Source organism: Citrobacter sp. RHB35-C17 (assembly GCF_013816795.1).
In the GTDB taxonomy this organism is placed as follows: domain Bacteria; phylum Pseudomonadota; class Gammaproteobacteria; order Enterobacterales; family Enterobacteriaceae; genus Citrobacter_A; species Citrobacter_A amalonaticus.
Genome location: NZ_CP057150.1, coordinates 2,755,027 through 2,767,055, shown reverse-complemented (window position 1 = coordinate 2,767,055; position 12,029 = coordinate 2,755,027). Strand labels below are relative to the sequence as shown.

Genomic DNA, 12,029 nt, shown 5'->3' with positions numbered 1-12,029 from the left:
TCTTTACCGCAGAATGAAAGCTGTATACAGCACGTCGGTGACGTCCTGTTTGGGTTGTCCGGCAACGAGCGGAGGAGAAAGCGTCTCTTTAATCGCCGCGATCAATTTTTGCTTACCTTCTTCGGTAGACAGTGCATTGGCGTCCTGACGAGAGAACAGCAACAGCAGACGGCTACGGACTTCTGGCAAATATTCGTTCAGGCGCGTGCGCGTGGCTTCATCCTTCAGACGCAGCGTCACGCCGATATACAGAACGCGATCCGCATCGCCCAGATTGACGGTAAACGTATCCAGGGCGAAGAACACCGGTGCAGGCGGCGGCGGTGGTTCATTGGCCGCCGGAGTGGGATGCTGCTGCATACGCCAGTAGCTATAGCCTGCGGTGGCGCAGGCGGCAAGGGTAATGATTACCAGCAGCGGGATCCAAATTGAGCGTTTGCTCTTTTTGCTAATCGCGGAATCAGTCATCTGATACGGGCTTCCTGTTTCGGTACAGCTTATCGGCTGATTATCCCGTGTCCTGACCACGGCAAAGCGTGGAAAAGACGCGGATAATCGTGCTACCTCTGGCGTTAGGCGAAGATATCGACGGCGCCATTACCGCGTGCGGCGGACTGGAGCGAAGCGGGAACCGCCAGCTCGCTCTCGTCATCAACCATGAGCCGATCCTGTCCCTGCGTGCGAGCCGTCTGCTGCTGTTGGGATGAGGCGTGCTGCTGGTCGGCGAAACTCTCGCTGCTAATGCTGCTTTGTCCCAGTTGAATGCCACTTTCCGCCAGTTGCGTGCGCAGCGTCGGCAGGGCGGCTTCCAGCGCCGCGCGAACGTGACTATGGGCTGAGACCATCTGCAATTGTGCCTGGTTATCATCAAGTTTAAGCGAGATTTGTACCTGACCCAGATCTTCCGGATGCAGACGCAGTTCCGCGCTCTGCTGACCCTGACGGGTAAACAGCGTGATGTGTTGACTCAGGGATTGCTGCCACTCATGGCTACCCAACGGTGCGCTCAGAACCGGTGCGGCGCTGGTGGGCAGCGGTTGTGAGGCGGAATGCGGGGTTGTGGTCATCGCGATGCCTGGCGTCACGGGTGAAGGCGTACTGTCGATCTCCGCGTTGACGGCAGCGGCAGCCACCACAGGCGTAGTGACCGGCTGACCTTTAGCGCTTTCCGCAGCGATCACCGGCGTGGCATTGTCCATTTTGCTTTTTTTCGCATCGTCATGGGTCAACGGACTGGTCGCGGCCTGCGCGAGCGAACGGGGATCGGTGCTCAACGTGGTGCTCAGCACACGCCCTTTTTCACCGGTAGTTACCGGCGGTGTCGTCATTCCCGGTTGACCCGGCAGCATGGCGAAAAGGGCGCTGAGGTTGGCGAGATCTTCATCGCTGAGAGCCGTGGCACCTTCATCTTTCTGCGCGGACTGGTGCAGGGCCGCGAGCGCACTGCTCTTTTGTGTGGGCGTCAGGGCGGACAGCAGGGCCTGCGCATCGCTCAGTCCTTTTTGCAACTCTTCAGACTGTCCTTCTTTGGCCGCTAACAGGTCGGCCAGTTTCACGGTCTGCGAAGCGTCACCGTCCTGTGCCAGCAGGCCTTTTTGCAGTTTGCCGCTGGCGGCCTGTATATCGGCTAACGTCAGCGGCGCGTCTTTACTCTGTGCGTCGCCTGCGCCTAATGCGCCTGCCAGCAGGGTCAGAAAATCCTGGGCGGAATCCGTCGCCTTACCGGACGACAAGCCGGTAATAAGGTCAGTGTCCGTGGTGACCCGTTGGGGTAAAGTGATCATTCTGGTTTCCTCATTGCTGCACGCTGCGCAAATTCATCCATTTTTTTCTGATCCAGGCGGTTTTCAGCCAGTAAGGCCGCCGCGTTCTGTCTGTCTTGTAAGGTTTGCCAGGCCTGAAGCCGTTGTTTTTTTTCACGCCAGCTGTTCAGCGCCATATCTACTTTTTGCGTCCACTGCGTTAACTGCTGGCGGTGTTGTTCCACCGCTTTTTCCAGGGTCTGAATAAATTGCTGGTAGTTAATCCAGCGATTACTGGCAATCCCCTGACTCATATCGTTGTTGAGGTTGCTGCGATATTCATTCTGGTAGTCAAGCAGCATCGTGAGCTGTTCTTCCGCCTGCTGAAAACCGCGGCGCATTTCACCTAACAGCAGCGCCGCGTCATCCACCTCTTTTTCGGCGAGATCTTTGAGTGTTGCCAGTGCACCATGTTCAGCCATGACCATTACCCTCTTGCTTCATCACACCGTCGGGAAAATCAGATCGAGCGCCGACAGAGAATCCTCCCAGTCAGCGCGTTCGAAAATACCTTGCTGCAAAAACGCCTCCAGTTGTGGCCACAGCGCGATGGCTTTATCGAGCATCGGATCGCTGCCTTTGGCATAGGCGCCGACGCTGACGAGATCGCGGTTGCGCTGGAAGCTCGATAGCAACTGCTTGAAGTGACGCACTTTGGCGTAGTGTTGTTCCGTTATCAGCGCCGTCATCGCACGGCTGATCGACGCTTCAATGTCGATAGCGGGGTAGTGTCCGGCCTCCGCCAGACGTCGCGACAGCACAATGTGACCATCAAGGATGGCTCGCGCCGAGTCGGCAATCGGGTCCTGCTGATCGTCGCCTTCGGTCAGTACCGTATAAAAGGCGGTGATGGAACCGCCGCCGTGGATCCCGTTACCTGCGCGTTCAACCAGCGCCGGAAGTTTGGCGAAGACCGACGGCGGATAGCCTTTGGTGGCCGGTGGTTCACCGATCGCCAGCGCGATTTCACGCTGGGCCATGGCATAACGGGTCAGGGAATCCATGATCAGCAGCACGTGCTGACCGCGATCGCGGAAATCCTCGGCGATACGGGTGGCATAAGCGGCACCCTGCATGCGCAGTAAGGGCGACACGTCCGCCGGCGCGGCGATCACGACCGAACGCGCGCGTCCGTCGGCACCGAGAATGTTTTCGATGAAATCCTTCACTTCGCGGCCACGTTCGCCAATCAGTCCAACGACGATGACGTCGGCGCGGGTATAGCGCGCCATCATGCCAAGCAGCACGCTTTTCCCGACGCCGGAACCGGCGAACAGCCCCATACGCTGGCCGCGACCGACGGTTAACAGGGCGTTGATCGGGCGCACGCCGGTATCCAGCACATGCTCAATCGGCGTACGCTGCAACGGGTTAAACGGCTGGGTAATCAGTGCTCCGGTTTCCGTAGTGTCAGGGGAGGGCAGACCGTCAAGCGGTTTGCCGCTGCCGTCGAGCACGCGACCTAACAGCGCCGGACCCAGCGGCAACTGTTTACCGCTTTGCAACCCTTCACCGGCGATGTTTTTGGCATAGACACGCGCGCCGGGCAGAATGCCTTCGACCTCTTCGAGCGGCATCAGAAACAGACGCTGACCGTTAAAGCCCACCACTTCACTTTCCACTTCGCGGGTTTCCGTTCCGTCCTGGCGTTCAATCACGCAGGTCGCGCCGAGCGGCAACTGCAATCCGGTGGCCTCCAGAACCAGGCCGGTGGCGCGGGTCAGTCGTCCGTAACGACGAACGGCCGGAAGCTGCGCCATTTTGGCTTCGAAATTATCCAGCGTCGTCAACCAGCGAGTCAGGCGTGAGGTCATCAGATCACTCCCGGCGCGGCCAGACGACACAGTTCTTGCCAGCGGGTCGCCACGCTGGCGTCGAGATCGCCTTCATCCGCAGAAACTTTGCAGCCGCCATGGTGCAGGGTCGGATCGCCACGCAAACGCCAGCCGTGCAGGCTGAGGGTGGCACCGAGCATCTCTTCAACGCGCTGTAAATCATCCGGATGGACGCGCAGCTGCGGTTTGCCGCTGAACAGGGGCTCCTGTTGTAAGAGCTGTTGGATCTGCTTGATTAAGGCGGAATTATCCACCGCGGGCGTCTGACCAATGACCTGACGCGCGGCTTCCAGCGCCATCTGCATCAGACGCGAAGCGATCACGCTGTCCAGCGCGTCCAGTGTGTGCTGGAATTCGCTGACCAGTTGTTGCATCCGCGCATGAAGCGGGGCCTGCTGGGTGCGCGCCTGCACCTGGCCCTGTTCAAGCCCTTGTGCCAACCCTTCCTGATAGCCTTGTTCATGACCGGACTTACGTCCTTCCGCCAGTCCCGCGTTGTAACCTTGCTCGTGGGCCTGAATTTTCAGCTGGGCTAACTGTTGCTCAAGCTGTTGTTCCGCACTGATCTCGGGTTCGTCCTCTTCAGACACGGGGTCATCGTCGTGCTCCATGGGCACAAATTCAGCCAGCGGCGGCGCGAGATCGTCCGGGGTCCAGATTTTCCACGGCAGCTCGTTAGACATAAGTATCCTCGCCGCTGCCAATCATCATCTCGCCGGTCTCGGCCAGACGACGCACAATCAACAGAATGGCCTTCTGCTCGTTTTCCACTTGCGACAAACGCACCGGGCCACGGTTGGCGAGGTCGTCTCGCAGGATATCTGCCGCACGTTGCGACATATTGCGCAGGAACTTCTCGCGCAGCGGCTGTTCCGCGCCTTTCAGGGCGATCAGCAGCGACTCGGAATCCACTTCCTGTAGTAAACGCTGGATGCTGCGGTCGTCCACATCGACCAGGTTTTCGAACAGGAACATCTCGTCGATAATTTTTTGTGCCAGCTCGCCGTCGAATTCGCGCACAGCGGTAATAACCGCTTCTTCTTGCTGCGTTTTCATCAGGTTGATAATTTCTGCCGCCGTTCTCACGCCGCCCATTTTGCTGCGCTTGAGGTTCTGACCGTCGAGCAGGCCGTTGAGCACTTCGGTCAGTTCCGCCAGTGCGGCAGGCTGTACGCCGCCGAAGGTGGCGATACGCAGCATGACATCGTGACGCAGACGTTCGTCGAACAGCGCCAGGATATCCGCCGCCTGACCGCGTTTGAGGTGCACGAGGATGGTGGCGATAATCTGCGGGTGTTCGTCGCGGATAAGGTCGGCTGCGCTTTGCGGCTCCATAAAGTTGAGCGTTTCAATGCCGCTGGCGGTATCACGGGTTTCAAGAATATCTTCCAGCAGGCTGGAGGCTCGCTCTTCGCCCAGCGCCTTCACCAGTACCGAACGCAGATATTCGTTGGCATTGATGTTCAGGGCGGCGAACTGCTCGGCTTCCTGCTCAAACTCCGCCAGCACGTCGGTCAGCTGTTTGTTGGAGATCTGGCGGACGTTCGCCATGGCGGCGCTCAGGGTTTGCACTTCGCGCTGGGAGAGGTGTTTGAACACTTCCGCCGCGCGATCTTCGCCAATGGTCATCAACAGGATGACGCTTTTATCGGTACCGGAAAGAGCATTACTCATGATCGTTATTCATCCACTGGCGAATGACCAGCGCCACGACGCGCGGATCGTTATCTGACATTTCGCGAATGCGCTGGCTCATCACTTCGGCGCCCAGGCGCTGATTTGCCCGACGCTGCTGAGTCTGCTCATCTTTACTGAGGCGAACCTCAACGGCTTCTTCGGTCTCCTGACGGAGTTGCTCGCGTTCCTGCGCGGCTTTCGCCTCTTCAGCGCGACGGGTCAACTGCGGACGAATCGCTTTGCGCCACAGGATCCATGCCACCAACAGCACCAGCAACCAACGTCCGGCCGAGATCAACTGTTCGATAAACAACGGCTGTTTCCAGAACGGCAGTTCGCCAGCGTTGTCATCGGTAGCGCTGAACGGTGAGTTGACCACGTTCAGGGTATCGCCGCGCTTGTCCGAGAAGCCCATTGCTTCACGGGTCAAATCTTCAATCTGCTTCATTTGATCGGCAGTGAGCGGTAGCGGTTTGCCATCCGGCAACGTTTTGTAGTTCACGACCACGGCGACGGAGAGTCGCTGTATATCGCCGACGTTCATTTTTGTGTGGCGAATGGTGCGGTCAACTTCATAGTTGCTGGTTTCGTTGCGTTGAGTATTACGTGGACCAGCACTGGCGCTGGTGGCCGTCTGCTGCTGCGCGTTCTGTCCATTTTGTGCATTCTGCGCATTTTGCTGATTCGCGGGCGGCGTGGTGATCGGCGCCGTATTGGCTGGGGCAGGCTGGTTGGACAGCGCACCCGGTACGCCACCGGGCAGACCGGAGCCAATTTGCTCGCTTTCATTCAGTTGACGCGAACGCAGTACGGCCTGAGAGGCATCGCCGTTTGGCCGATACTGTTCTTCTGTCTGCTCTTTATTGGCGAAATCCAGCTGCGCGGTGACCTGCGCGTGGACATTCCCGTTACCGACAATCGGTGACAGGATCGATTCGATACGGCGCTGGACACGGCCTTCCACGTCGCTGGCGTATTTCAGCTGTGCGTCGTTCAGATCGCGACTGCTGGTATTCGACTGCGTGAGCAGATGACCGGCCTGATCGACCAGCGTCACGTTGCCCGGCGGCAGACCGGCTACCGCGCTGGAAACCAGATGCACGACCGCAGTGATTTGACCTTCATCCAGCGCACGCCCCGGTTCCAGATTGACGGTCACCGAGGCTGAAGGGGATTTCTGTTCACGCACGAACAGAGACGGCTTGGGCATTGCCAGATGCACGCGGGCGCGCTTAACCGGGCCAAGGGTTTCGATGGTGCGTGCCAGTTCGCCTTCCAGCGCACGCTGGTAGTTCACCTGCTCGCTAAACTGGCTGATGCCGAACTTTTCCTGATCCAACAGCTCAAAGCCCACCGCACCCCCTTTCGGCAGTCCTTGCTGGGCAAGACGCAGGCGCAGTTCATGGACTTTGTCGGCTGGAACTTCAATCGCGCCACTGCCTTCCGAGAAGCGGTACGGGATGTTCATCTGGGTCAACTGGGTGACGATCGCGCCGCCATCCTGATCGGATAAATTGCTGAATAACGTACGATAATCAGGCGCTTTAGCCCACAACACCATCGCCACAATAATGGCGACGGCCGCAGAGCCTGCAACAATCAGAGGAATTTTGGGATTCGCACGCAGGCGATTAAGCCACTCGAGAGGTTTAGATTGGGTTGCAGCCGATGCAGTCGCGTTCATCTCGCACCTCGTGACTGCTCGTGGACGGCTTTATTTGCAAAGTGGAACAAGACTCACTCCCGGGTCAGCAAAATCGAAAAATTGACGGTCTCATTATTTGCGGTTTCGTTTTTTTCTATGCGGCAAAAACCGGGGTTTTTTATCGTTATTTAGCGCCTTTATCTTATTGACAAACTGGTAATCTCTGCTGCGTAGAAAACCATCCAGAGGATTATCATGTCAGCGATTCAGGGGATTGAAGGGGTTATCAGCCAGCTCCAGGCGACGGCGATGAGCGCCAGGGCGCAGGAGACACTGCCGCAACCGACCGTGAGTTTTGCCGGTCAATTACACGCGGCGCTGGACCGCATCAGCGATACGCAAACTGCTGCCCGCGTACAGGCGGAAAAATTCACGCTGGGTGAGCCGGGGATTGCGCTCAACGATGTGATGACCGATATGCAAAAAGCCTCAGTTTCCATGCAGATGGGAATTCAGGTGCGCAACAAACTGGTGTCGGCCTATCAGGAAGTGATGTCCATGCAGGTGTAGGTTTGAGTGCCGGATGGCGCTGGCGCTTATCCGGCCTGTGATTCCCTGTAGACCGGATAAGGGGCCGTTGCCTTCCGGCAAACAGTTACTTCTGAATCAAATAACGAATTGTCGGCCCATCTTGCTGAATATCGAGCACGTTGTAGCCATGGTTGCGCGCGTCCAGCGGAATGTTATTGATGGATTGCGGACAGTCGCTGACCACTTCCAGAATTTCCCCTTTCTTCAACTGCGGCATCGCTTCCAGCGTCGCGACGGCAGGGTAAGGGCAGGGCTCGCCGACCATATCAAGGCGATAATCAGGAACAATGTTTTTCATGCGGATTCCTTAGCAGGGGTCAGCCCGGCACGACGGAAGAAATGTTTTTCCCAGCCGATGATTAACATCAGGGCGGCAAACAGCAGCAGATAGGTCACCAGCAGGCCGCCGAGCGGACCGAAGGTGTTGAGTAGATTAATTTTATCCCAGTTGGTGGCCAGCGCAGGGGCGAAGTCATCCCAGTAGTAGGCCAGAATCGTTGAGCCGATGACGTTACCGAGACCCACCCACCAGTAGTGTACCTGGCCTTCCACCGCGCGGTACATCCAGCCGGTTTCACACCCGCCCGCCAGCACGATACCAAAACCAAACAACAGCCCGCCGATTACTGCATTCGGGCCCGCCCACATGATTTTGGCTTCCACGCCCAGTTGTACGTAGCTGAAAATACCGATTGCGCTGACGCCCATCCCGAAGATGATCGCCTTTGCCATATGGGTGCGTCCGGTGATCCACAGATCCCGGAAGGCGGAGGTGAAGCAGATTTGCGCGCGCTCGATCAGCAGACCAAAACCCACGCCGAACAGCATCGCCAGACCCAGCTTCGGCTGGTTCATGGCGGTCAGCAGCGCCCAGCCAATCATGCCGATAAACACCAGCATGCCGAGGCGGAAACGACGGCGCGCCTGATCCGGTTTCTGCGTCAACGGCGACGCAGCGGAGACTTTCTGCATGTTGACCGGAATGCGGAATATTGGCAGCAGGGTGAATCGCGCGCCAAACCAGGAACCGATGGCGGTTGCCAGGGCAAAGAACCAGGCGTGCAGAGAGAATTGAGGAATACCGGTAAAGAATGCCGCCAGGTTGCAGCCCATCGCCATACGCGCGCCGAACCCGGCGATGATCCCGCCCAGCACCGCCTGCATGATGCGGATGCGACTGCGCGGCATGCGTAGTTTGACGTTGTTGGCCCACAACGCTGCCGCGAAGCAACCGCCGAACATACCGAGGATCATCATCCCGTCGATGCGAGTGAGCGGGGTGCCTTCCAGGTGGATCAGCTTGTAGTAGCCCCATTCTTCCGCATGGACGCCAGACAGTTGCAGGATTTGTCCGCCCCAGCGGGTAAATTCACCCGTAACGGCCCAGAAGGTGCCGGTGATGCCAAAATAATACGTAGAGAGAATACCCGCTGCGATGACCGCAGGGATGGGCGCCCAGAATTTAACTAACCAGGCTTGTTTGAATTGTTGCCATGACATGTGTTTTGCCTCTGAACTCAGAAGGTGTGAAACAAGAAAGCGGATAGTACACCACGGCGGCAATTTTGCCTGGTATTATTAAGCGGTAATCCCAAATGGATCAAAGTTCTGCTGGCACCGCGAAAGGCTGGCGACCGCAGGCCTTTAATGCCACAATCCTCTTTTCTTCGCATGCAGGATGAATGATGAAAAAATGTGCAATCGTTGGGGCGTTACTGATGTTAGCGGGATGCGCCGAGGTGGAAAACTACAATGATGTGGTCAAAACGCCTGCGCCCGCCGGGCTGGAAGGGTACTGGCAGACTAACGGGCCGCAGCGCAAACTGGTGAGCCCGGAAGCTATTGCCAGTCTGGTGGTGACCAAAGAGGGCGATACGCTCGATTGTCGCCAGTGGCAGAGGGTTATTGCGCTGCCGGGTAAGCTAACGATGTTGTCCGGTGACTTAACCAACGTGACGGTCAAACGTGAACTTTATGAGATCGAGCGGGAAGGGAACACCCTGGAATATGACGGGATGACCCTGCAACGCGTGGACCGTCCAACGGTGGAGTGTGCCGCCGCGCTGGAGAAATCCCCGCTGCCAACGCCATTACCGTAATCAATTGTCCCCGACAGTTTTCCCTGTCGGGGCGCTTCATCAGATCACCTCTTCAATGACCCATACGCTGACGCTGCCGCCATTGCAGTAAAACGTAGCCTCGCCATTTTCGTCAGTGATGACGATCTCCTCGCGGTTTCCCAGATAGTCGCGCCAGGTTTTATTGCCGTAGTTTTCACCCAGCATAAGCGTTTTTTCACCGTCGTCGCCATTGGATAACACCACCACGCATCCGGGATCGTCGTCCGTTCCGCTACGGCTGAAAGCAATGCAGTTGGGGTGATCAAACCAGAGCGTCTGAATGCCGTGGGCGAAACGCTGGCGGGCAAGAATGAGTTCGGCGAGTTGCTCGATGACAGGCATGTCGATGGTATAGGTTTCCCCGTCGCCTCCGGTATCTTCATAGTGCGCGCCATAGAGATCGGGATAGAAAATCGACGGTACGCCATTTTCCCGCAGCAGGATGAGCGCGTAGGCCAGCGGTTTGAACCATGCTTCAACGGGGGCTTCCAGCGCTTGCAACGGCTGGGTGTCATGGTTGGCGACCAGCGTCACGGCGTGAAACGGATCGGCTTCTACCAGCGTGCCGCTAAAGATCTGGCTCATGTCGTAATCACGTCCCTGACGCGACGCTTCATGAAAATTGAGCTGTAACGGGGCGTCGAACAGCATCGTTTTGCCTTCCACCTGGTCGATATAGGTTTGCAGCTTATCCACTTCGTGCGACCAGTATTCGGCAACGATAAACAGCGGCTTCGGTGCCACCTCCTGAACGTGTTCAATCCACTCTTTATAGAACCAGGCCGGAATATGCTTTACCGCATCGAGACGAAAGCCATCACACTGCGTTTGTTCCATCACCCAGCGCGCCCAGTATTTAATCTCTTCGGTGACGGCGTGATTACGAAAGTCGATGTTTTCGCCCATCAGGTAATCGAAATTGCCCATTTCATCGTCGACCTGGTCGTTCCAGCCCTCGCCGGTATAGTCGTTGACGATTTTAAAAATGCCGTCTTCGTCAGGGTTTTCGATGTGGTCGATGCCGCTGAAGCATTTGAAATCCCAGATGAACTGCGAGTACTGACCGCCTCGCGCCGGGAAGGTGTAACGCGTCCAGGCTTCGCATTCGATGATCTCATCGGCAATCTGCGTGCGATCGTCTTCGTTGACCCGCTGTACGCGCAGGGGCTCTTTTTCGTCCGCCCCCATTTTGTGATTCACCACCACGTCGAGTAGCACCGCGATGTCGTTTTTCTTCAGCGCGTCGATAGCCGTAAGAAGCTGCGCCTTATCACCATATTTGGTGGCAAGGGAACCTTTTTGGTCAAACTCGCCGAGATCAAACAGATCGTAAGAGTCATAGCCGACGGAATAGCCGCCTGACGCGCCTTTATAGGCGGGCGGTAACCAGACCATGTTGATACCGATATCATTGAGGCTGTCTGCGCGCTCTGTCACCTCTTGCCAGAGTTTGCCACCTTCAGGGTAATACCAGTGGAAGAACTGCAGTAACGTGGGGTTTTTCATCTTCCGAGCTCCAGAAGTCTTGTAGACGACCTCTGGAGTATGGAAGATTTTTGCTAACGTAGCGGGAATTATTGTGGAGCAGGGGGAGCGTCGGGTACCAGCAGCATGCCAGAAAGCCGACCATAAGCATTGTTGAGCGACTGCTGACGCGTTGACTGGCCTATCAGACCACTAAGCTCATCGAGCCGTTGGCGCAGTAAACCTTTCAGGCATTCTTCGTTATCCAGCGTCTGTTTGATATAACTGGCCACGATATCCTGAATGCTGCGTGTCATGCCCGGTGGAGTTTGCGTTTCAACGACCGCTTCAATACTTTGCAGATAGGTGACTTCCTGTTCCAGTAAAAGGTCCCATTCACCCCGCTGCGCAAGTTCGAGCAGCGACTGACTGAGCAGCGCAATGCGCTGCCAACGGTTGATAAACTCCACGGCTGAGGTCATTAACGAGACTCCTGGGAAGATGCTTTCGGTGAGATCTGTTTCCAGGCTTCCGCAATGTTGCCGAGTAACCCTTCCACTTCTTCAATGGCTTGACTGTCATTGCGTAAATTAGCAAGTAATAAACGACGGATCATATAGTCATACAGCGAAGAGAGATGGTCGGCGAGTTCGCCGCCATTCTCCTGATCCAGTCCCGCTTTCAGACCATTATCAATGATATTGATAGCCTTACTCAGCGCTTCCCCTTTGGCGGTAATATCACCTTGCTCTAAAAACAGGCGAGCGCGCACCAGGGCGCTGTTTGCGCCATCAAACAACATTTCGATCAACTGGTGCGGACTCGCACTCATCACGCCGCTTTCCACGCTGATTTGCGCATAAGCTTTGGTACCGCTCGCGGTATACATGTTTAC

14 protein-coding genes are annotated in these 12,029 nt (G+C 56.7%); 2 read left to right on the top strand and 12 right to left on the bottom strand.

The window, feature by feature from the left end; translation table 11 throughout:
• Window positions 1-3: 3 nt before the first annotated feature.
• The 7 genes from fliL to fliF form a co-directional block, all read right to left on the bottom strand.
• Entirely contained in the window at window positions 4-468 is a 465-nt protein-coding gene (fliL, locus tag HVZ37_RS13140; protein WP_043000286.1) for a flagellar basal body-associated protein FliL, read from the bottom strand.
• A gap of 104 nt (window positions 469-572) precedes the next feature.
• A complete protein-coding gene (gene fliK / locus HVZ37_RS13135) occupies window positions 573-1,784 on the bottom strand; it encodes a flagellar hook length control protein FliK (RefSeq protein WP_181627582.1) in 1,212 nt (403 codons plus the stop codon).
• A complete protein-coding gene (gene fliJ / locus HVZ37_RS13130) occupies window positions 1,781-2,224 on the bottom strand; it encodes a flagellar export protein FliJ (protein WP_043001895.1) in 444 nt (147 codons plus the stop codon). Before fliJ ends, fliK begins: the two co-directional genes overlap by 4 nt.
• Before the next feature lie 21 nt (window positions 2,225-2,245).
• Window positions 2,246-3,616, bottom strand: a complete 1,371-nt coding sequence (fliI, locus tag HVZ37_RS13125) for a flagellar protein export ATPase FliI (RefSeq protein WP_043000288.1) — start codon at window positions 3,614-3,616, stop codon at window positions 2,246-2,248.
• Window positions 3,616-4,320, bottom strand: coding sequence for a flagellar assembly protein FliH (fliH, locus tag HVZ37_RS13120; protein ID WP_043000289.1), 705 nt, complete (start codon window positions 4,318-4,320; stop codon window positions 3,616-3,618). Before fliH ends, fliI begins: the two co-directional genes overlap by 1 nt.
• On the bottom strand, window positions 4,313-5,311 hold the full coding sequence (fliG, locus tag HVZ37_RS13115; protein ID WP_042318283.1) for a flagellar motor switch protein FliG: 999 nt from the start codon (window positions 5,309-5,311) through the stop codon (window positions 4,313-4,315). Before fliG ends, fliH begins: the two co-directional genes overlap by 8 nt.
• Window positions 5,304-6,998: a flagellar basal-body MS-ring/collar protein FliF gene (fliF, locus tag HVZ37_RS13110; protein ID WP_043000290.1), complete on the bottom strand. Its 1,695-nt coding sequence runs from the start codon at window positions 6,996-6,998 to the stop codon at window positions 5,304-5,306. The genes fliG and fliF overlap by 8 nt, the downstream gene beginning before the upstream one ends.
• 216 nt (window positions 6,999-7,214) lie before the next feature.
• Here fliF and fliE point away from each other — a divergent pair, with 216 nt between their 5' ends.
• A complete protein-coding gene (gene fliE, locus HVZ37_RS13105) occupies window positions 7,215-7,529 on the top strand; it encodes a flagellar hook-basal body complex protein FliE (protein ID WP_043000291.1) in 315 nt (104 codons plus the stop codon).
• An 85-nt stretch (window positions 7,530-7,614) separates the two neighbouring features.
• On the opposite strand, the gene yedF is transcribed toward fliE, so the two are convergent.
• Both yedF and yedE read right to left on the bottom strand, forming a co-directional pair.
• On the bottom strand, window positions 7,615-7,848 hold the full coding sequence (gene yedF, locus HVZ37_RS13100; RefSeq protein ID WP_043000292.1) for a sulfurtransferase-like selenium metabolism protein YedF: 234 nt from the start codon (window positions 7,846-7,848) through the stop codon (window positions 7,615-7,617).
• Window positions 7,845-9,050 (bottom strand): selenium metabolism membrane protein YedE/FdhT, encoded by a 1,206-nt coding sequence (gene yedE / locus HVZ37_RS13095; RefSeq protein ID WP_181627581.1) that lies wholly within the window; start codon window positions 9,048-9,050, stop codon window positions 7,845-7,847. Before yedE ends, yedF begins: the two co-directional genes overlap by 4 nt.
• 185 nt (window positions 9,051-9,235) lie before the next feature.
• Between yedE and yedD the strand changes: the two genes are divergently transcribed.
• Complete coding sequence (gene yedD, locus HVZ37_RS13090) at window positions 9,236-9,649, top strand: lipoprotein YedD (protein WP_043000294.1); 414 nt, start codon at window positions 9,236-9,238, stop codon at window positions 9,647-9,649.
• A gap of 39 nt (window positions 9,650-9,688) precedes the next feature.
• Here yedD and amyA read toward each other — a convergent pair whose 3' ends face one another.
• From amyA to fliS, 3 genes are all read right to left on the bottom strand, one after another.
• Complete coding sequence (gene amyA / locus HVZ37_RS13085; protein WP_044266958.1) at window positions 9,689-11,176, bottom strand: alpha-amylase; 1,488 nt, start codon at window positions 11,174-11,176, stop codon at window positions 9,689-9,691.
• A 68-nt stretch (window positions 11,177-11,244) separates the two neighbouring features.
• Window positions 11,245-11,616, bottom strand: a complete 372-nt coding sequence (gene fliT, locus HVZ37_RS13080; protein ID WP_043000296.1) for a flagella biosynthesis regulatory protein FliT — start codon at window positions 11,614-11,616, stop codon at window positions 11,245-11,247.
• On the bottom strand, window positions 11,616-12,023 hold the full coding sequence (fliS, locus tag HVZ37_RS13075; RefSeq protein ID WP_043000297.1) for a flagellar export chaperone FliS: 408 nt from the start codon (window positions 12,021-12,023) through the stop codon (window positions 11,616-11,618). The genes fliT and fliS overlap by 1 nt, the downstream gene beginning before the upstream one ends.
• Window positions 12,024-12,029 lie beyond the last annotated feature (6 nt).

Bases quoted from the DNA above. Each gene is read 5' to 3' on its own strand.
- yedF (WP_043000292.1), bottom strand. From the start codon at position 7,848: ATGAAAAACATTGTTCCTGATTATCGCCTTGATATGGTCGGCGAGCCC.
- fliG (WP_042318283.1), bottom strand. From the start codon at position 5,311: ATGAGTAATGCTCTTTCCGGTACCGATAAAAGCGTCATCCTGTTGATG.
- fliF (WP_043000290.1), bottom strand. From the start codon at position 6,998: ATGAACGCGACTGCATCGGCTGCAACCCAATCTAAACCTCTCGAGTGG.
- fliE (WP_043000291.1), top strand. From the start codon at position 7,215: ATGTCAGCGATTCAGGGGATTGAAGGGGTTATCAGCCAGCTCCAGGCG.
- fliI (WP_043000288.1), bottom strand. From the start codon at position 3,616: ATGACCTCACGCCTGACTCGCTGGTTGACGACGCTGGATAATTTCGAA.
- amyA (WP_044266958.1), bottom strand. From the start codon at position 11,176: ATGAAAAACCCCACGTTACTGCAGTTCTTCCACTGGTATTACCCTGAA.
- fliT (WP_043000296.1), bottom strand. From the start codon at position 11,616: ATGACCTCAGCCGTGGAGTTTATCAACCGTTGGCAGCGCATTGCGCTG.
- fliK (WP_181627582.1), bottom strand. From the start codon at position 1,784: ATGATCACTTTACCCCAACGGGTCACCACGGACACTGACCTTATTACC.
- yedE (WP_181627581.1), bottom strand. From the start codon at position 9,050: ATGTCATGGCAACAATTCAAACAAGCCTGGTTAGTTAAATTCTGGGCG.
- yedD (WP_043000294.1), top strand. From the start codon at position 9,236: ATGAAAAAATGTGCAATCGTTGGGGCGTTACTGATGTTAGCGGGATGC.
- fliJ (WP_043001895.1), bottom strand. From the start codon at position 2,224: ATGGCTGAACATGGTGCACTGGCAACACTCAAAGATCTCGCCGAAAAA.
- fliS (WP_043000297.1), bottom strand. From the start codon at position 12,023: ATGTATACCGCGAGCGGTACCAAAGCTTATGCGCAAATCAGCGTGGAA.
- fliH (WP_043000289.1), bottom strand. From the start codon at position 4,320: ATGTCTAACGAGCTGCCGTGGAAAATCTGGACCCCGGACGATCTCGCG.
- fliL (WP_043000286.1), bottom strand. From the start codon at position 468: ATGACTGATTCCGCGATTAGCAAAAAGAGCAAACGCTCAATTTGGATC.